22 protein-coding genes are annotated in these 18571 nt (G+C 61.3%); 11 read left to right on the forward strand and 11 right to left on the reverse strand.

From position 1 onward, the window contains the following. The first annotated feature begins 25 nt into the window (after positions 1-25). The 3 genes from IFT58_RS00420 (at position 26) to IFT58_RS00430 (ending at position 2643) form a co-directional block, all read left to right on the forward strand. A complete protein-coding gene (locus IFT58_RS00420; protein ID WP_192093623.1) occupies positions 26-1408 on the forward strand; it encodes an aldehyde dehydrogenase family protein in 1383 nt (460 codons plus the stop codon). Between the two features lie 118 nt (positions 1409-1526). Then, positions 1527-1796 carry a hypothetical protein gene (locus IFT58_RS00425; protein ID WP_188324015.1) on the forward strand — a complete coding sequence of 90 codons (270 nt, stop codon included), beginning with the start codon at positions 1527-1529 and terminating at the stop codon, positions 1794-1796. Positions 1797-1950: 154 nt separating this feature from the next. After that, positions 1951-2643, forward strand: coding sequence for a L,D-transpeptidase (locus IFT58_RS00430; RefSeq protein WP_192093624.1), 693 nt, complete (start codon positions 1951-1953; stop codon positions 2641-2643). A gap of 31 nt (positions 2644-2674) precedes the next feature. On the opposite strand, the gene IFT58_RS00435 is transcribed toward IFT58_RS00430, so the two are convergent. Together IFT58_RS00435 and IFT58_RS00440 are read right to left on the reverse strand one after the other, a co-directional pair. Further along, complete coding sequence (locus IFT58_RS00435; RefSeq protein ID WP_192093625.1) at positions 2675-3607, reverse strand: oxidoreductase; 933 nt, start codon at positions 3605-3607, stop codon at positions 2675-2677. A 524-nt stretch (positions 3608-4131) separates the two neighbouring features. After that, on the reverse strand, positions 4132-4743 hold the full coding sequence (locus tag IFT58_RS00440) for a hypothetical protein (protein WP_192093626.1): 612 nt from the start codon (positions 4741-4743) through the stop codon (positions 4132-4134). 472 nt (positions 4744-5215) lie between these two features. On the opposite strand from IFT58_RS00440, the gene IFT58_RS00445 reads away from it, so the two are divergent. From IFT58_RS00445 to IFT58_RS00465, 5 genes are all read left to right on the forward strand, one after another. Beyond that, a complete protein-coding gene (locus tag IFT58_RS00445; protein ID WP_192079469.1) occupies positions 5216-5722 on the forward strand; it encodes a hypothetical protein in 507 nt (168 codons plus the stop codon). Between the two features lie 62 nt (positions 5723-5784). Continuing rightward, on the forward strand, positions 5785-6354 hold the full coding sequence (locus tag IFT58_RS00450; RefSeq protein ID WP_192093627.1) for a hypothetical protein: 570 nt from the start codon (positions 5785-5787) through the stop codon (positions 6352-6354). Between the two features lie 136 nt (positions 6355-6490). Further along, positions 6491-6958, forward strand: a complete 468-nt coding sequence (locus IFT58_RS00455; RefSeq protein ID WP_192093628.1) for a hypothetical protein — start codon at positions 6491-6493, stop codon at positions 6956-6958. Between the two features lie 35 nt (positions 6959-6993). Continuing rightward, entirely contained in the window at positions 6994-7233 is a 240-nt protein-coding gene (locus tag IFT58_RS00460) for a hypothetical protein (protein WP_192093629.1), read from the forward strand. Between the two features lie 76 nt (positions 7234-7309). Further along, the gene (locus IFT58_RS00465; RefSeq protein WP_192093630.1) at positions 7310-7873 is read left to right on the forward strand and encodes a hypothetical protein; all 564 of its coding nucleotides are present in this window, start codon (positions 7310-7312) and stop codon (positions 7871-7873) included. A gap of 239 nt (positions 7874-8112) precedes the next feature. Here IFT58_RS00465 and IFT58_RS00470 read toward each other — a convergent pair whose 3' ends face one another. Both IFT58_RS00470 and IFT58_RS00475 read right to left on the reverse strand, forming a co-directional pair. Next, positions 8113-8439, reverse strand: a complete 327-nt coding sequence (locus tag IFT58_RS00470) for a hypothetical protein (RefSeq protein WP_192093631.1) — start codon at positions 8437-8439, stop codon at positions 8113-8115. A 506-nt stretch (positions 8440-8945) separates the two neighbouring features. Beyond that, positions 8946-9107 carry a hypothetical protein gene (locus tag IFT58_RS00475; RefSeq protein WP_192093632.1) on the reverse strand — a complete coding sequence of 54 codons (162 nt, stop codon included), beginning with the start codon at positions 9105-9107 and terminating at the stop codon, positions 8946-8948. A gap of 171 nt (positions 9108-9278) precedes the next feature. On the opposite strand from IFT58_RS00475, the gene IFT58_RS00480 reads away from it, so the two are divergent. Both IFT58_RS00480 and IFT58_RS00485 read left to right on the forward strand, forming a co-directional pair. Further along, a complete protein-coding gene (locus IFT58_RS00480; protein ID WP_192093633.1) occupies positions 9279-9827 on the forward strand; it encodes a TetR/AcrR family transcriptional regulator in 549 nt (182 codons plus the stop codon). A 1193-nt stretch (positions 9828-11020) separates the two neighbouring features. Further along, positions 11021-11371 (forward strand): hypothetical protein, encoded by a 351-nt coding sequence (locus IFT58_RS00485; protein ID WP_192093634.1) that lies wholly within the window; start codon positions 11021-11023, stop codon positions 11369-11371. A gap of 96 nt (positions 11372-11467) precedes the next feature. On the opposite strand, the gene IFT58_RS00490 is transcribed toward IFT58_RS00485, so the two are convergent. The 7 genes from IFT58_RS00490 to IFT58_RS00520 all read right to left on the reverse strand — a co-directional run bounded on the left by IFT58_RS00490 (position 11468) and on the right by IFT58_RS00520 (position 16576). Continuing rightward, a complete protein-coding gene (locus IFT58_RS00490) occupies positions 11468-11737 on the reverse strand; it encodes a PQ-loop domain-containing transporter (protein ID WP_192093635.1) in 270 nt (89 codons plus the stop codon). Positions 11738-11739: 2 nt separating this feature from the next. Continuing rightward, positions 11740-12441 carry a glycosyltransferase gene (locus IFT58_RS00495; RefSeq protein WP_192093636.1) on the reverse strand — a complete coding sequence of 234 codons (702 nt, stop codon included), beginning with the start codon at positions 12439-12441 and terminating at the stop codon, positions 11740-11742. Further along, positions 12438-13025, reverse strand: a complete 588-nt coding sequence (locus IFT58_RS00500; RefSeq protein ID WP_192093637.1) for a class I SAM-dependent methyltransferase — start codon at positions 13023-13025, stop codon at positions 12438-12440. Before IFT58_RS00500 ends, IFT58_RS00495 begins: the two co-directional genes overlap by 4 nt. Further along, the gene (locus tag IFT58_RS00505; RefSeq protein ID WP_192093638.1) at positions 13022-13795 is read right to left on the reverse strand and encodes a PIG-L family deacetylase; all 774 of its coding nucleotides are present in this window, start codon (positions 13793-13795) and stop codon (positions 13022-13024) included. Before IFT58_RS00505 ends, IFT58_RS00500 begins: the two co-directional genes overlap by 4 nt. Then, positions 13783-14745 (reverse strand): acyl-CoA dehydrogenase, encoded by a 963-nt coding sequence (locus tag IFT58_RS00510; protein ID WP_192093639.1) that lies wholly within the window; start codon positions 14743-14745, stop codon positions 13783-13785. The genes IFT58_RS00505 and IFT58_RS00510 overlap by 13 nt, the downstream gene beginning before the upstream one ends. After that, a complete protein-coding gene (locus tag IFT58_RS00515) occupies positions 14745-15908 on the reverse strand; it encodes a zinc-dependent alcohol dehydrogenase (RefSeq protein ID WP_188324048.1) in 1164 nt (387 codons plus the stop codon). Before IFT58_RS00515 ends, IFT58_RS00510 begins: the two co-directional genes overlap by 1 nt. Positions 15909-16090: 182 nt before the next feature. Then, positions 16091-16576, reverse strand: a complete 486-nt coding sequence (locus tag IFT58_RS00520) for a hypothetical protein (RefSeq protein WP_192093640.1) — start codon at positions 16574-16576, stop codon at positions 16091-16093. A gap of 265 nt (positions 16577-16841) precedes the next feature. Between IFT58_RS00520 and IFT58_RS00525 the strand changes: the two genes are divergently transcribed. Beyond that, positions 16842-18566: a phosphoethanolamine--lipid A transferase gene (locus tag IFT58_RS00525; protein ID WP_192093641.1), complete on the forward strand. Its 1725-nt coding sequence runs from the start codon at positions 16842-16844 to the stop codon at positions 18564-18566. Positions 18567-18571 lie beyond the last annotated feature (5 nt).

Below are 18571 nucleotides of genomic sequence, written 5' to 3' on the forward strand. Positions count from 1 at the left end.
CCCTGACCTTATCAAGGAGCACAAGATGCTGACCGTCGTACAGGCCTTCGACCGCGCACCCATCACAGAGGTCGGGTTGGACACTGCTGGCGCGCTGGAGAAGAAGCTCAGCGCCGCTGAGCGAGTGTTCAAGGACCGCGACGGCTGGCTGCCGCCGCACCAGCGCATCGCGATCCTGCGCAAGCTCGCCGCCTTGATGGATGCCAAGCGCGATCACCTCGCCCTGCAGATCGCACGCGAGGGCGGCAAACCGCTGCGGGATGCGATTGTCGAGACCACGCGCGCGATCGACGGTGTCCACAACGCAGCAGATGAGTTGCGGAACTTCGGTGGCCGCGAGATCCCGATGGGGCTGTCGGCCGCCGCAGAAGGGCGCTGGGCCTTCACCACACGCGAACCCATCGGCATCGTGGCGGCGATCTCGGCGTTCAACCATCCGCTGAACCTGATCGTCCATCAAGTCGCACCGGCCATTGCCGTGGGTTGCCCGGTCATCATCAAGCCGGCCTCTGCCACGCCGTTGTCCTGCCTGGAGTTCGTGGCGATGGTGCACGAGGCAGGCCTACCCGAACCGTGGTGCCAGAGTTTCCTGCCGGAAGGTAACGACCTCGCCGAGGCATTGGCCACCGACAGACGAATAGCGTTCCTGAGCTTCATCGGCTCAGCACGGGTAGGGTGGTCACTGCATGCCAAGCTGGCCCACGGCGCGCGCTCGGCACTGGAGCACGGTGGCGTTGCGCCTGCGATTGTCGACCGCAGTGCGGACCTGTCCAGAATCATCGAACCGATCGTCAAGGGCGGCTATTACCACGCAGGCCAGGTGTGCGTGTCCACGCAGCGTATCTTCGTCCACGACGACATCGCCGATGCGTTCACCGAAGCCCTTGTTGACCGCGTCGAACGCCTGCAGACCGGCGATCCGACCCTGGAGGAGACCGATGTCGGTCCGCTGATCCAGCCGCGCGAAGCCGACCGCATTGCCGAATGGATCGAGGACGCCGTGAGCGGCGGCGCCACGCTCGCCACAGGGGGCAAGCGCCTGTCCGAGACCACGTTGCAGCCTACCGTGCTGCTGAATCCTGCCGATGATGCCCGCATTACCACGCAGGAAGTGTTCGGGCCGGTGATGGCGGTGTTTCGCTACGCCGATCTGGACAAGGCGATCGCGCGGGCCAACGCGCTGCCAACCGCGTTCCAGGCCAGCATTTTCGCGCAGGACATCGACATCGCCCTGAGAGCGGCCAACCGGCTGGATGCTTCGGCGGTGATGATCAACGATGCTACGGCGTTCCGCACGGATTGGATGCCTTTTGCCGGACGCCGTGAGTCGGGATACGGCACCGGCGGCATCCCGTACACCATGCGCGACATGTCTCAGGAAAAAATGATCCTGATGCATAGAAGCTGAGCGGGGGGAGGGGGTCTTCACACCCCCTCTACCTCCCCGGGCATTCACTGAACGTCGGTCTTGGCCTAGTCAAAAACGCCGCTATAGTCCGAACACCCCATACGACGGAGACAGCGAAATGTTCATTACCAAACAGCACCTGACGACCGCACGTACGCTTGGCGTCGCACTGATCGCAGGCGTCAGCCTGAGTGCCTGCGCCACCTATAAAGACGACTTCGCACGCATCGACTCCCGCCTCGACCAGTTGGACGTGAAGGTGCAGGGTGCAGCCCAGAGCGCCGAATCCGCCAATCAGTCCGCGACCCAGGCCAACCAGCGTCTGGACCAGATTGAAGGCCGTGTGCAGCAGCTCGAGCAGGCCCCGCGCCGCAAGCCGCGCGGTTGATCGCTTCGCTCACCTTGCAGTGAATGTTTGAACCAGGGACAGGTGGCCGTTACAGGCCACCTGCGTCCTTAGGGCGTTAGAGATGATTCGAAGGAATACTCCCATCCGTACCCACTCCTATTCCAGCTTCAGGCCGCTTGGTGGCGCATTGGTCGTGGCGCTGGCGCTCGCGAGCGCTGGCACGGTCAGTGCCAGGAACGCCGACAAGAGCGCCGCTGCACCGCCGGTAGCCGCGGTGGACGAGCTTCCGGAAGGCCAGTCGGTGTCAGACACCGTGATTGAACTGGCGGGCTGGGTCGTTGCATCGAAGGACAGCCAAGGCTACCCGTTCGCGATCATGGACAAGGCGGCAGCGCAGGTCCTGGTGTTCGACGGCGATGGCAGGCTGCGCGGCGCAGCGCCGGCATTATTCGGTTCAGCGAAAGGTGACCACACCGCACCCGGCGTCGCCGGTCTGGCGCTTCGCGAGATTCCAGGGCGAGATCGCACTACGCCTGCCGGTCGCTTCATAGGCGGGTACGGCCCGTCCATCGATGCCGGGCGCGTGCTGTGGGTGGACTACGATTCCGGGGTTGCGTTGCATCCGATTACCACCGGCGTGCCGGCAGAGAAACGTGCCGAGCGATTGGCATCAGCGTCAGCCGAGGACAACCGCGTGACGCATGGCTGCATCAACATTTCGCCGACGTTTTACGAGCAGATTGTTCGAACGACCTTCGAGCGGGGCGGGGTGTTCTACGTGCTTCCGGATAAGGCGTCGATGGCAGAGACGTTCCCGGAGTTCGTGGAAAGCCGCGCTGGTGCAAAAGACAACGATAAAAGGGACGCGCGTCCCGCTCATAAGTGAGAGGCGGGCGAGGGCGCGTGCTCTGGGACGATCAGCTGTCAGGCCACTTAGCCTCTGCCAGCCCGGGATCGATACCGGTCATTTCCACCGACATCTCCCAAAGGCGTCTTGCCGCCTCCGGATCCATTGCGCCTGCCGAGCGCTTGGCGGCCCCCGATACACCTCTCATCTCAGCGAAGCCCAAGGGACCGTAGTAGCCGCCAGGCACTACAGCGCCTGTGGCTGCTTGCAGTGCTGGCCACGCCCCCTGGGCAGCCGTGTTGAGTAATAGCCCAACCGCGGGACCAGCAAGCTGCGCGATTCCCATGTAACGCCCAAGCCGGGTATACGCCACCCCAGGATGGCACCCCACCGACAGAACGCTTGAACCAGCGGCCCTGAGGCGTTTATCCAGCTCGAAGAAATGAAGCGCGTTGGCCAGCTTGCTCGAACGATAACGTGCCGCCCGGTGGTACGTTCTTTCCGCGTTGATATCGTCCCACTCCATGTAGCCCTTGATGTGGGCAATGCTTGATGTGACAACCACGCGCGCACCTGGTGTTGCCGCCAGCTTCGGTAGCAACAGCGCGCTCAATGCAAACGTGCCGAGATGATTCACGCCAAACTGCAGTTCGAATCCCTGTTGGGTACGGGTCAGCGGTGGAATCATGACGCCGGCATTGTTGATCAAGCCATGAAGATGACGCTCTTTTTCCACGATGGCCGCTGCGTCACGAACGCTTGCCAGATCAGCCAGATCGAGAGGGAGCCAAGCCAACTCTGACTGTGGCGCCGTGCGCCGGATATCAGCGGCCGCGGCTTGGAACTTGGCGATGTCCCGACACGCCATCAGTACGCGCGCACCTCGCAACGCCAGCACACGCGCTATCTCCAATCCAATTCCAGCATTAGCGCCGGTTACAACGAAGGTCTTTCCCGACTGATCGGCTACGCTTCTATCCGTGAAGCCTGCGGCAGTTGTCATTGATATCCATCCAACGGATTAAAGCGTCAAGTCGGAACATCACCTTATGCGGCGAGGTGGGAACGCCATACGGGTCCTTCGCTCGTATATGCAGCACTTCCATGAACCTGGAAGTTTACCGGGCGCAGGGGCATGGGTGCCTTATGGAAAGGCGACACACCCAAGGAACGTCTGAGCAGAACCTGTACGCTTTTGTTGGCCAATCCACTCTAGCGCACCTCGGTGTTGCCAAACTGGCGCTTCAACGCTGCACACCCGACGTACCCGTCGTTAGCGACCGAATTTTCGTGCGGGACGGCCATATGTGGTCCTCAGCGGACGTCACGGCAGCCGTCCGGGGGGCAGTCGCAGTTCAGTGCGCTGAGGAACCAGGATCGCACTGCCTGCGCGCCGGGCACATCAATCAGTCACTCGGCGACCTTGGCGTACAAATCGCTGAACTGGACGGTCCCGGCCCGCGGTCCCTTCACCAGTCGTGCGCGGATGAAATCCCGTTGCTCCTGCGAAAAGTCGAAGCTCATCGATCATTCCTTTGAAATTGTCATCGTGCGAACCAGCGCGTCGAGGTCGCGCCACCTTTTGAGATTGCCCCGTGAGTAAAAGTGGTATCTGACTAAGTATGGTTCCGCTTTCCACTCGACGTAGTTGATGGTGGGGGTCCAGTCCTCGGCCGGCGAACCTTCTATATAGAATGCCGAACCGTCCGGATTTACATATGGCGTACCCAGCGGCATGAACAGCTGGGACTTCAAGCTGCCCTGACCGGCGCGTATGCGCCTGAATTCACGGAGGTGCAGGTCGGGGTGTTCCACCTGCTCGGTCCACGGCTGTGCAAGAGCGACGGTACTGCCCAGTTCCGCATTCCCTGAAAGGCATTTCACCAGAACGACCAAGGGGTCGTGAGTGAGGCTGCCGCCGAGTTTATCCAACGCGACTTCGATCACCAGGACGTCCTTGCTGCCTCGCACGGTCGTGATCGCGGGATTGGTATTCACCGTGGCGCCGCACATCCTGACGCTGCCATCGCTCGCGCGCGCAGGCGATTCGGCAGCGGGTGGGGCAGCCGGCTTACAGCCGGTGCCTGCAACGGCCAGCAGTGCACCGATGATCGATGCCGTCCTAAGCGTGATGACCATTACGACCTATCCATTGTCGAGTCCAACGCAGCGGAGTGTACTTCGTGCGTTTGCCGCGGAGTAGGGGCCAGCACTCGACAATCCGCAATTGGGCGAGGGTGCTTCTGGCGCCCAACCGGGTGTTACGTTTATCTCCCGCAGTTGAGCCAGCCTCCTCACCCTGCGGTACGCGTAGTGAGGCGCATGGGCGAGGGTGTCCTCGTCAACCTGCTAAGCAAGATTGCGGGTACCTGAGCGCGATCCATGGAAGGAGCACCGGACGAAGCTGAGGTAATCTGTTGATAGTAGGTATCGACAGCTTGGAGCGCATCCTCATCACGCTGCGGCTGTAGCGAATCATCCGCAGCACAAAAAGAACGGGGGCGTGGTCCGAAGAGGAATTGTTACATAAGTGGTTTTTGTATATCGCCGAGTAGAGTTGCAATAGATCGGGAGCTTGGACCACGAATGGATGACGGAGAGCCATGCAAGAATGAAGACACCCAGACGAGGCTCTGAAGCCGCTCGCGCACAATTCAGTTCGGCGGCGCCAAAACTTTTGGCAGTCCTGGTCACCGGACTGAGTACTGGAAACGTGACGGCAACGGAGACATGCATTGCTGCGCCGATCGAGGGCAAGGCGAATGTTCAAATCTGCGATGCGGATTTCCCCACCCTTTGGCAGAGGCGGGAGCAGTACGATGGCAGGTACATCATGATCACCGGCTTCGCTACCTACGTAGATGGGAGCCCATACCTGTTCGCTTCAAAAGACTTGTACACCTACATGGCTGCGCGAGGAGGCATCGCGCTGGAGATAGATCCAAGGGACGCGGTGCTCTTCAGGAAGGTGGTGGAGGGCGGAGGACCTGTGACGTTGCAGGGCAGGTACGCGGTCAACCACAGCGCGGTAGCATCGATCGGATTGTTGATCGTCCCCAAGCGACGCTTCTGGCCGGAGACGATGCCGGGTGAACGTCCTCAGCGACCGCCGGACTGAGTTCAGTGGCGATCCTTCAAAGGAGCAAGCGTGCTCCATGCCGCTTTGGACAGAGAAGAACGATGAACAAACTAGCGCGGCTGACCTGCGTCGCTTTGGTCCTCACTGCATGTACTGGCGAAGACCATCCCGCTGATTCCAAGTTGCCTGACCCATGTGTCATCAAGACCAATGGCTCGCCCCCGTCGTGCGAAGTCTCAGCCCAGCACCTACTGTCTGCTGGGCAGGAATTCGCTGGGAAGATCGTATCCGTATCGCTCTACTACCCCGGCTATAACGCAAGTCTCTTGTTCTCAGGGGAAGAGTCCGCGGAGATTCACGACCTATCGTCAGCGTTCGTTTTCGACCCGACGTCGCTACGTGGTGGGGGGAGGTCGGAAGATAGCCCTGAGTTGGCTTCCGGCTACTATCGGGTTCGTGCCCGTTTCCAACAGGTCGGGCCGCTGACGGTGGGCGAGGGGGTGGTCATGCCCCTGGTGGTTGCCGGTCGCTTGATCGATATCACTCAATTGGAAAAGATCAGGACCGTCAGGGAGATTCGCGAGGACTGCACCAGCATTCCCGGATGCAAGATGAACTACCTGCACGGGTTTTATCCGATTCCGACGTTACGGGAGCAGCCGGAATCCTAACGGTCGGGTGCGCCGGCACCACCTCTTACCAGGGCTGTGGGAACGTGCTAAATGGCAATCAGTGCGCTGAAAAAAAAACATCCACTGCAGCGACACGAGGTGACACGTTTTGGCTGTGAAATCATTGATACTGACCTTGGCCCAAGCCAACGCAGCGACTCAAAAACTCCTGGTTGGCGCATATCTGGACAGCTTCAGCGTTACCAGCGTGTCGGTGTCTCTGCAGTTCATCAACCCTGCACTGGTTCAGCGCACGAACCTTTTGGTCGATGTCGATTTTACGTGTCCTGCTGCAGTCCTCAGTCCTTTCTCGAAGACACGCATTGCCGAGGACGAGGATTTCTTCGTTGAACGCAGCATCTTCATTTCACAGGTATTCAATTGCATCGGCAAAGTGATTGACCGCATGCATGTGGAGGCGGACGGCAGGCTTGTTCTGGTGATTGAAGATGTGTCCGTCGAACTGCACGTCTCTGCTGATGATTGGGCAGATGATAACTCGGTATGGAGGATTGCATTGAACGGTGCGGACGCTCATCACTCGGCGATAAGCGCGATCTCATGCATCGCAGATGAGTCGATTTTGTTTGTGGCGGAGTGCTGAGCCTAGCGATGGTTTGCCGGTGGTCCATCCGCAGGTTGGACAACGCGAAGGGCCTCACCGGCCAGCAGCCGGCGATACTTCCTGAAGGGCAGGCCGTCGACAGCAGGCCTAATCTTGAGGACATCAAATTGCATATGACCCTGCACCTGCAGCAGTTCAACCTCTTCGCGCCGGCCAAGAACGGCCTTGAGCTCAGGGACGGAGGAGGACTCGGTGAGCGTCTTCTCGGATGCGTCTTGACCAGCCGGCTCTACATACGGTCTGCAACGCTGTGAAAGGGTCTCGGCACAGCAGATCCGTTCCTTGCAGGCACTAGTAGCTTTCTGTAGGCACCTGAGGTTCAATTGGTACATGACCAGCGAATATTCCGCGATCGTTTCGATCCTCGCCTTGATATTTTCAATGATATCCACCTGGATAGCCTATCGAGCGCACCGTGATTCGCGCGAATCCAGACAGGATGAGTTGCAACTTGCATTCTCTCGCGAGAGATCCGAGTTCCTGATTAGAATTGATCGAGCAACGAAGCTGTTTGATCACCACAAGCGCAGGAGCGAGGGTCTGCTGGCTCACATTGACAGCTGGCCACTCCATGAGCAACCCACCATGGCTGATGCTGTCGCGCAACTTCGTGGTGAGCTGAGATACTTGGAGGGCTGCCAGCGCCAAGTAGGGTCGCTTCGGGATGAGGTTTACCACCTGAGTCTATCCGGGTTGGCGCATCACAAGCCCCGGTTTCTCGCTCTCATCGAGGACGACGAGAAGATCGTCAGCGAAAGGGCGCTGCGTTCCGAGGTCCTAGGTGCCAACGCGCTCACACAACCCGAGCTGTTGGACGTCTATGCGCAAAGCATGGTGAACCCTGTTAAGGAGGGGGCAGGGGCGCAACAAGTCCGGTCCATACCCAAGGAATGAAGCCTCCGCCGAACCCGGCTGTTTAGGCTGTAATTCGTCTCCTCAGCGACGGTCCCCTCACGTCGTTTGCCGCTGTCCTTCCGCAAAAATGGAGCTTCTTTGCCCGGAAGGGCCAGTGAGATACTCGAGTTCGAGCTACCTTCAGTTGCATGATCGCCAGCAGCGACACACCCTGACGGCTAGCCTCGGTCACCTACCCGGAGCGATGGTTGTGCCCGTCAAATTTTTTCAGAGCCTCCCTAGTTCAAGTCCTTAAGATCGATGGCTGCTTCGTCAAAGGTCTCTCTTCTTCTGGGAATTGGAAATCGAAGGGCCCTGACCTCTGTTGGCGGATGCAGCTCGCCTATCAAAATGTCATCTGTAGTTCCGTTCCTCTCTTTGGTCTTGAACGTTCCAGTAACTGATACCCAAGAATAACCGTGCTGATCGTACATTTGACGCTGCGAATCCAAAGGCCCTCTAATCCTTACAAAAACTTCGTCGGCAACTCCTGCGTCAAAGAGCTCCTTGCTTGAGCTCAAAACAAAGAGTCCCGCCGAGACAACGAGGTAACCTTCAATTCTCACCTTGCGGCCGTGGAATGACGCTGGATCGGCTGCGAGCGCGCGGAAGGATACTCGGCATACGCTCTCTTTTTGCTCTGATTCGCAGAGTTGCGGAGTTACGCTTCTTGACGTGTCTGCGCATCCTGCCAGAGAGCTTGCGTAGAAAGCCAAAATAAGGAAGAAACGCACCATCACTTTAGCCCTCTGATTGACCGGTTTTGTTCAACTCTTACACACTTGAAGGAATGGATACATAGTTCGTCGAATTCCATCTCTCAGTTGAAGTCCGAACTATCCATCTTAGCTGTATCAATGTCGAGGCGCCGAACGTGCACCCCAACACCAAATTCAGCCCGTCTCCTGACCGGACGTTCGAGTACCAGGACGAGGAGCTCACGGGCCATGCGAATATTGAATTGTCGCCTGATCAGGCCGTCAGACTCACCCCAAGTGGCTGACGCGGACAGGATTCCCTAGAAGTTCTACGGCAGTCGCGACATCACGGCGATCCGTAGCGTGGCACTGCCTCAACCCGCACGACCGAGCCAGATCATCGCGAAGGTACAGATGATGCAGCCCACGAGAATCAGGAAAAATGTCTGCAGCGTGCCGGCAATCATGTTCCTGCCTAATAGGTAATGCCCCCATGTGAACGCAGGTTTTCGCTTGAGCGCATGCTGCTCTTTCAAGGTGGACTCCTGGTTTTGTTGCTTTTTTTGCGGCGTGGCATGTATTGCCCAGATAGACTACGGCTCTGGAGCAGCCGCAGCTACTCGCATTTCAAGACCGACATGCCCATACCTCGTGACCTTCCGTCGCAACCTCGCAAACTTCCTCGCCAGGCGCGCTCGATCAGCACTGTGGACGCCATCCTTGAAGCAGCAGCCCGTCTGCTCGAGCAGCAGAAGTTCCATGCGTTCAGTACGAACGCGATTGCGGCCCTCGCGGGTGTCAGCACTGGCTCGCTGTATCAGTACTACCCTGACAAGGAGGCTGTCCTGCGAGCGCTGGTCATCAGGGAGGTGCAGGGCAGGGTGGAACACGCAGTGGAAGCGATGCGGCAGCACACAGGTCCCGGGGCCGTCATGGCTGGGGTCGCTGCAGCGCTGGCCCATGCGCAAGAGAGGCCAGGGCTGACGACGCAACTCGCATTCGCGGAACCCATGATCCTCGCTGCACCGCACGACAGCGCTCTCACCAAGGGTCTTTTCGGTGTGCTGGAACAAGCGATCCAGCGAGACCACGGGGTATCGGCACAGCTCGCCACTGACTTGGCCCACGATGTCCTGGGCATCTGCAAGGGCATGCTGCTCTCGGCGGCTGCCCGAAATTCCGTCAGTTCTGCCGACCTTGCCAAGAAGATCAGCGTTGCAGTTGGTTCCTATCTGGATGCGATAAGCAAATCATGAAGGAAGAACAGGCGGTACGACAAAACCGCACGCGCCCGACGTGCCGTTTCCTAGCGGTCTCAAGCGTCGGGAAGCGTCCCATCGGCGTGTTCCCGGAGCCGGCTCGGAATCCTTACGGAGCTAGGTAAGTTAAAACCTTCAGCAGGGTTCGTGGGGCACGTCCCGCCAGCCACCCTCGATGCGCCTGAAGCGATTACCTGAAATGCATCGCTCACCCGGCCGCAATGGCGCCGGAGCGTATTCCGGGATGCTCAGCCTGATTGTTCTCGGACGGATGGCCTCTGCGTCCCGCGCCAGCTCAGTGTTCAACCGTGCCATTTCTCGGTCGAACTGTGCCTGTTCGGATTTCGTCATTGGACGCATCAGCTCGGCTGTCATGGCTGCCGCTTGCCGCCTAGCGTTCCACTCAATCAATCCCATTGCTATTGCGACCGCTACCGCCCCCCCTAGGCAGATTCCTAGCCATGGAATCTCCGGTCGATGTCGATAGGTTGAGTTGGAGCTAGAACGCTCCCTGAAATGCACTTCCGCCATGTCTTGTTTGCCAAACGTCGGCTCCTGCCGTTCGCGTTCCATAACATCCCCAAAGCGTGTCCCGGTTCGCATTGTAAGGGTGTGTAGGGCAGGGTCCCTACGGCAAAGGCGTGATCGGCTGAGGTGGACAACAATGGAAGGCTCCTCGCTGCGGCCGCGGCCTGCTTTGCCTTATGGCATCGTGCAGATTGATCACGTTTGGTCTGCAGGAGCCAGCCCGTGGAATCCATTGAAGTTGGCGATGCGCGACGTTGCAGGTCACCGACCGCCAGGCCATGTCAGAGGGCTCAAAGCTGTGACACTCGGAGACGTACACAGGTCCACCCTGAAAACCAGAACCGACCTAACGACATGGAAGGGACGCAAGTGCCAACCCAAAGCTCGATCCAATGCCAGCCACAGCTGAAAAAGGCTCCGACTTGACCCAGAATGGATTTCGCATAATGTATATTATGTTACGAAAGACCAAGCCCTGACTGTCTCACAGGATGCGACAAGCTTCGATCCCCTAGTCAAATAGATGTCCCTCCTCAACGGCGCCAACTTTTCCGGTAGGATCCAGTCGAATGGGGTCAAGGTGGAATACTAGGCTCGCGGCCTTCCAGATGGTCCGGTCAACGTCGGTGCAATCTGTCCGGTGAAATGTTGATGCAAGTAAAATGATGATGCGAGCTATTTCAGAAAGGGAAAGGTTCCTGATCGAAGGCGTGGCCAAGCGCCTTCCGCCTCAGGCGGCGTCACAGCTGATTGAAGATATGAATAGATGTAGTGCCGTGGATCGCTTCCCGGATGGCGCTGTAGTCTTGTTCATCATTGAAGGGTATGACCGACCGAAGTACGAGGGTCAGCATTCTTACCCTGTAGAGATCCGCCTTTCTGACGCTGATGGGGCCGACTTGACAGCAATTCTGTTCGCGGACCCCAACGACCGTCTTTATGAGCTTGAAATCATAAGGTGGGACCTTGGGGTATTGGTTGGACCGAACATGGAGTCAGTGGAGTTTTATTGACCCCCAGCGTTTGCGTGATCAGAAAGCAACAAAGACGGCTTACCCGAGACCGTAGGCAAGCCCACAAAGGTTTGCCAGCATGATGTTGCCCCCGCCCTACTCTCTCCGTCTCCGCCGCCGCACCGCCAGCACCTGCCCAACCACCGCCGTCGCCAGGATCAAACAGTTCGTCACGACGAACACCGTAGACCCCACCAAAGCGCTGTAAGCAATGAACAGCACCGACGCGGTAATCTGACCCACGAACAACCACGTAGATACGGCTTCCAAGGAATCCGCCTTGTGTTGTTTGTGGATCTGGCGCGCCAGCGTAGCGATCAACACCACCGTGGCCGCCCAGCCCAACAGATCCGCCGTCGCGTCCATGTTCAGCCCTGCAGTGCTCGCGTCGGCAGCAGGCGCGTGCCGACATCAAGGACTTCCCGCTCCAACGCCCGCAGGAATTCGCTGAAACCGTGCGGTGCGCGCGCCGAGCGGCGGGCACTGGTGAGCACGGCAGGCTTCGCATGCCATGCAATGGATGCGCGGGTATTGCTCAGCGCACTCACCAACGCGACATCCTCGCCGGTGGAAAGTGTCTGGAAACCGCCAGCGGCCAGGTACGCAGGCGTGCTCACGCCCATGTTGGCCCCATGGATATGGCGATGACCATCCCTGACGAGTTCGCGTTGCGCGAAGGCGTCTCGAACCGCATCCGGATAGTCCATCCAGTCGGCGACGTTCACCACGCCGCAGAAGGCATCTGCACCACAGCCTACCTGCCTGCTCAGCCAGTCGCGGGGCACGATCGTATCGGCGTCCGTGCTGGCGATCCAACGCGCCCCCTGGGCAATTACATAATCCGCGGCGGCCGCACGTGCAGCGCCAACGCAGCGCGCATTTACTGCAATGGCCATCACGCCCTGCCCCTCACACACCGCCGCCGTTGCGTCGGTGCAGCTGTCCAGCGCCACGACGGTCAGCACGGCCTCGCCCCGCAATCTCGGATGCTGGGCGGCGCGGCTGACAGAGGCCAGACAGTGCTGGATCGCGGCCGCCTCGTTGTGGGCCGGAATGATGACGCCGATCATCGCAGTCCCTCCCATTGCGCCACGCTGGTCGCCTGCGTGCTCCATCCCTGAAGCAGCAGATCATCGTCGCGATAGATGAATGCCTCCACCAGGCCCTGGCCGAGCGCTTCGTGCACCTGGTCAGTGCTGCTGCAGGCCTCATCAAACCCATGCCGCCAGTGGCAGCCCAGCAGGAGGCCGCCATCGGCGAGGCTGCCACGCAGGCCAACAGCGAGTTGCTCAAGATCAGGCTCCGCCAGGTAGTAGCCGACTTCGCTGATCACGATCAGATCGAACCGGCCGGCAGGCCAGTCCTGCGGGTGCACGGCGCGTTCAAGCGTCACGTGGGGATACATGCGCGTGGAAGCGGCCGCCTCGGTCAAGGCGTCCGCGCTGATATCGGTACCCAACAGCGTGTCACAGCGCGGCGCCAGCTCCGCCGTGAGCACGCCATTCGAGCAGCCCAGCTCCCACACTTTCTGATACCGCTGCCGTGGGAGCGCGGCGATGGTGAGTGCACGCTTGCGCGCTTCATACCAGCGGCTACGGTACTGAAACGGGTCAGGCTGCTGATACAAGGTATCGAAGTAGGCGGCGCTACTCATCCGATTAACACCTCGTAGGGCCGCTTGAAACGCGCGGTAACGTGATCGGGCAGGATGGGGGCGCAGTCGAGTCCGTCCACCGCGCCCATCTGGGTGGCGAACGCCCGCATTGCCCGCTGCTTGCGCGACATCGAGGCATCACACAGGGCGACGCGCGAGGCCACGCGCCAGGGCCCCATCGTGGTGTGCGGATCCATCCAGTGCCATGCCCATACCGGATACTGCAGCGCACGCACACCGCGAGCCGTCGCTGCCTCCAGCGTCGCACGTCCGGTTGCCTCGTGGTCCGGATGGGCATCATGTACCCACGGACCCAGCACCAGGTCACCCGGCAGCAGTTGTGCCACCAGCAACGTGACCAGCTCGGCCTCGCGCAGGCTGACGCCACCATCAGGAAGGCCAAGCAAGCTCACATGGGTGGCATCGAGCCCGAGCTCGCGCATGGCGGTGGCCAGTTCGTGCCGCCGCGCATCGCGCAGGCGCGCAGCAGGCCACAAGGGTTGATCGGGATAGCAGGCCTCGCCGTCGGTTACCGAGATCACATGCACGTCCGTACCGAGGCGTGCGGCCGCCTGCATGAGGCCGCCACAGCCCAGCACCTCATCATCCGGATGGGGCGACACGATAACCAGCCGGCGCACGTCCTGCAGTACCGAATGGGCTTCGCGTGCTGGCAGCGCGCCCAGCCACGAAGACGATTCCCACTCGGCTTCCGGCGTGCCCTGCCCTTCAATCCGGGGTCGAGGGGGAACAGCTTTTACAGACTCCATGTGCCCTCCTGCGCCTGCACATCGCGCCCCAGCGCGGCCCAGTCGCGGTCTGCGTGGCTTTGACGGATGAAAACGGTGAGGTCGCTCCAGCGACGGGCATGCTCCGCATCCAGACACATCGGGCCAGGTCCAAGCGCGCGCCCCACCACATCAAGCACGCGCGTGCAGGTGCGCTCCACGACGCTGCGCGCGCGGACCACTTCGGTCTGCCACGGCCGCGAAGGATCGGCATCAATGCGCGCTGCGAGGTCACGCAGCAACGCGGCAGCACTGTGCAGCGCCATATCGACCTCGCCCAGCAGGGCCGCGGTCTGTGCGTCGGTCGCAACGCGCGGGGAACGCTGCAGGGGCGCAGCCAACGCGGCCGCCGCACCATACCAGCAGGCCGCAATGCCCGCGCCACCGTGCCAGAAACCCGGACGTGCCAGGTAAGTGCCAGGCGCTCCCACGGGCACGGCAGCAACCCCATCAAAGCGGGCCGTCCCGCTGGGGATGCCGCCCATGCCGGTGGCGTGCCACGTCTGCGGCTGCAGCAGGATCCCGGCCGCATCGGTGCGGACCTGCACGAGCCGCGGGCCCTCAGCGCTCTGTGCGGTGACCAGTGCAACATCCACCAATCCTGCACCGGAGCACCACGGCTTGTTTCCTGTCACGGTGCCACCATCTGGATCAAAGCACAGCGTCGCCTGCGGGCCCTCGGCTGCCCACACTGCAGCCAACGTGCCCTGCGGCAGGGCATCAGCATGCAGGTCGGCAAGAATCGCCTGTGCATCGTAGTGGGCTTCGACGACCTTCACCACGCAGAGGTCGTGGGCAGCGATGTCGGCCAGCGCACGCCAGCGATCCAACGTATTGCCACGTCCTGGCAACGGCAAGGCAGGCAGGCGGGCCACGACCTCACGGGCGCCGGCATCCAGCGCGGGCGATGCATGCTCTGAAAGCTGGTCCATCAAGGAGTCAGGATGACCTTGCGGCAGTCCTCCTCCTTGCGATCAAAGATCTCGTAGCCGCGCACGGCGTCCTCCAGCGAGAGCCGGTGGCTGATGATCACGCCAGGATCGAGCGCACCTTCGCCGATGTAGTCCAGCAGTTCGGGCATCAATCCCTGTACGTGGGTCTGGCCCATCTTGAACGTCAGGCCCTTGTCGAAGGCATCGCCCAGCAGGAAGCCGTGCAGGTAACCGGCATAGACACCCGGAATGCTGACGGTGCCGCAGCGCCGGGTAGCCGCAATGCATTGACGGATCGCCACCCCACTGCTGCCTTCCACCTTCAGCGTGGTGAGCGCGGTCTCCAGCGCGCTGCCCTCCGCTTCGAAGCCCACGGCCTCGATGGACGCATCCACGCCGCGCCCGTTGGTCTGAGTGATGATGTACTCGGCAGGATCTTCGATCTTGCTGAAGTCGACCGGGGTCACCCCATAGGTGCTTTCGGCGAAGGCCAAACGATACGCCAGGTGATCCACCATGAAGATGGTCTCCGCGCCCAGCAGGCGGCAGCAGGCAGCCGCCATCAGCCCCACCGGCCCTGCACCGAAGATCGCGACCGTCGAGCCTGGCTTGACGCCGGCGTTGATGGCGGCCTGATAGCCAGTGGGCAGGATGTCGGACAGGAACAGGACCTGCTCGTCCGCGAGCACGTCGGGTATGCGCAGCGGCCCCACATTGGCCTTGGGTACCCGCACATACTCTGCCTGGCCGCCGGACACGCCCCCGTACAGATGGCTGTAGCCGAACAACGCCGCCGGCGGGCGGATGCCCTTCTGGTTCAGTGCCGCGCCCTTGCCAGTGTTGGTGGTTTCGCAGGCGGCATGCTCGGACAACATGCAATGGAAGCACTGCCCGCACGCAATCACGAAAGGCACCACCACGCGGTCACCCGGTCGCAGGTCGGTCACCTCGCTGCCCACCGCTTCGACAATGCCCATGAACTCATGGCCCAGGACGTCGCCGGCGTGCAGGTCAGGAATCTTGCCGCGGTACAGATGCAGGTCCGAGCCGCAGATCGCGGTCGCCGTCACCCGTAGGATGAGGTCATCGGGCGCTGCGATGGTCGGATCGGGTACGGTCTCTACCCGTACATCCTTGCTGCCGTGGTAGGTCAATGCACGCATGGTCCGGCTCCTTGAAGATCGTAGCACCCAGTGATACCTGCCAACCCATGGGTGAACGGTGACCAAGATGTGCGTGCGGCGTGCATGCGCGCGGTTCAGGCCCTCGCCCGTTGCGGGCCAAGGTCGCGGATGCCCCCCGGGAACGCCCGCCGCAGCTCGCAGCAGGCGTTTCAACTCTGGGATCAGGGCCAGCTGATCCCCACTTCCGGCGTTGTCTCAAGGATGCCGTCGATCCCGCAGGCCAGGCCCACATTGGACTCCAATGTCCCCGTCAGGCTGAGCCGCCCGCCGATCAACGTGCCGTCAAGCGTCCCGTAGCAGTGGACCCCAAACGGCCCGTTCACCCTGACATCGCGGATCTCGAGGGTTGTGGCTGAGGTTGGCCGCACAGCCCAGCTTCCGCTGCCCCTTATTGCCGCGCACCCCCGTGATGTGCCGGAGAACTCGGAGACATCTCCGTCGATCTTCCCGGCTCCTGCCGGATCGATGTCACCAAACAAGGTGACAGAACAGGTGCCGGAATACGGTCCTGCCGAGAGCTTGATGGCGCCCATTCCTTCAAAAACCGAATCAACCGGCGTCAGTCCGCTGGCGTGCGCGGTACCGCTGGCCAGCAGCCCAACGGCGATCAGCGACATGCCGAGGTGATGCATTCCCATGACTTTCATATGCGTGCGTCCTGCCCGGTGCGCCGGGCCTGCGTACAGACGGTGCGTCTGCAGCAGCGCCATCGCGTGGATGACGCTGCCAAAGACGTTTTCACACGCTTCGCCTCCGCTGCACTTTGATCCGCGTCGCATTGAGTCGACGGAGGGCGTAAGCCTCACCCTGCTTCGGGCAATTCCCGCAAGCGACCCGACCGGCTTAACGAAAAGATTGCCCGGCTCCGACCGAAATCCGACCTGTGCCCCCCCAAGATCGCCGCCATCCTTCATGCCGGCGTTCTACTTCGTGGCCCCTCCTTCCCCCTCGCCTGTCGCCGCAGGTCCTGCTGCCCTCCCCTACCGTGCCCTGGCCCGTGGTGCCGTGCTGGATCGCCTTGGAAGCTGGCATCCGGCGGTAAGCCAGGAGCGGCTGATCCTGCTGGCCAGCGTGTTCTTCGCGCTGGTCAGCAATGGGCCGTTCTGGCGCGCCTCCTACGCCCTGCATCCCGGCAATCTGCTGTTCGGCCTCGCACTGAGCGGCCTGCTGATCACTGCAAACGCGGTTGTGCTGTCGTTGCTGGTGTGGCGCTGGAGCGCAAAGCCGCTGCTTACCGTGCTGTTCTTCAGTACGGCGCTGGCCGTGCATTACATGTCGACCTATGGCGTGTACATGGACGCGGACATGGTCCGCAACGTGCTGCAGACCGATGCAAGGGAGTCGCGTGAGCTCATCACGCCGGGGCTGATCCTGCCGCTGCTGGTCCATGCCGTGCTGCCGACACTGGCGGTATGGCGCGTGCGCATCGTGCCGCGCCGGATGATCCGCACCGCGTGGGTACGCCCCCTCTTCATCGTCGGCCTGCTGGTCGTGGGTGCCGGCTCGGTCCTGCTGGCCTCTGCCGACGTAGCATCGATGCTGCGCAACCATCGCGAGATCAAGTATCTGGCGACGCCACTTAACTACCTTGTCGGCCTTGAGCAGAACCTGCGTTCGAACTCGCCGATCAAGAGAGCCCCCAAGACGCCCATCGCACAGGATGCCAAGGCGGCGCCACGCGCGCCAGGCGCCAGGCCGCGCCTGTTGGTGCTGGTAGTCGGCGAGACCGTTCGCGCGCAGAACTGGGGCCTCAATGGCTATCGCCGGCATACCACGCCGGAGCTCGCGCAGATCGGCGTGGTCAACTTCCCGGACATGCATTCCTGCGGCACCAGCACCGAAGTATCGGTGCCGTGCATGTTCTCCCGGCTGGGTCGGCGCCACTACGACGAGAAGGAGATCCGGTCGGAACAGTCGCTGCTCAACGTGCTGGATGGGGTGGGCATCAGGACGCTATGGCGCGACAACCAGTCCGGCTGCAAGGGCGTCTGCGAGGGCACGGCGTTCGAATCACTGGCAGATGCGAAGGACCCCGGCTTGTGCGCGGACGGCCGCTGCATGGATGAGGTGCTGCTGAAGGGACTTGCCGAGCAGGTGCGTCTCACCCCGGGCGATCGTGTCGTCGTGCTGCACCAGCTGGGCAACCATGGCCCAAGCTACTTCCAGCGCTACCCGGGCAACTTCCGCACCTTCACCCCGCCCTGCGAGAACCCCGAACTGGGCAACTGCCCGCGCGAGCAAATCGTCAATGCCTACGACAATGCCGTGCTTTACACCGATCATTTCCTGGCGCGTGCGGTCCATGAACTGCAGGCCATGGATGACTACGACACCGCCCTGATCTATGTGTCCGACCATGGCGAGTCGCTGGGTGAAAAGGGCCTCTACCTGCACGGGGTGCCGTATGCCATCGCACCGGCTGAGCAGACGTCGGTGCCGATGGTGATGTGGTTCTCACGCCACTTCGCCCTCGACCGCGGCCTGGATACGCGCTGTCTGGCAGAGCGGGCGCGGCAGCGCACCGACCACGACGTGCTGTTCTCTTCGGTACTGGGTCTGTTGCAGGTGGCCACGTCAGCGTACGACCCCGCACAGGATGTGTTCGCATCGTGCGTCACGCCGAAGGCCAGGGCCTGACGCAT

This window comes from Stenotrophomonas sp. CFBP 13718 (assembly GCF_014842145.1).
Taxonomy (GTDB): domain Bacteria; phylum Pseudomonadota; class Gammaproteobacteria; order Xanthomonadales; family Xanthomonadaceae; genus Stenotrophomonas.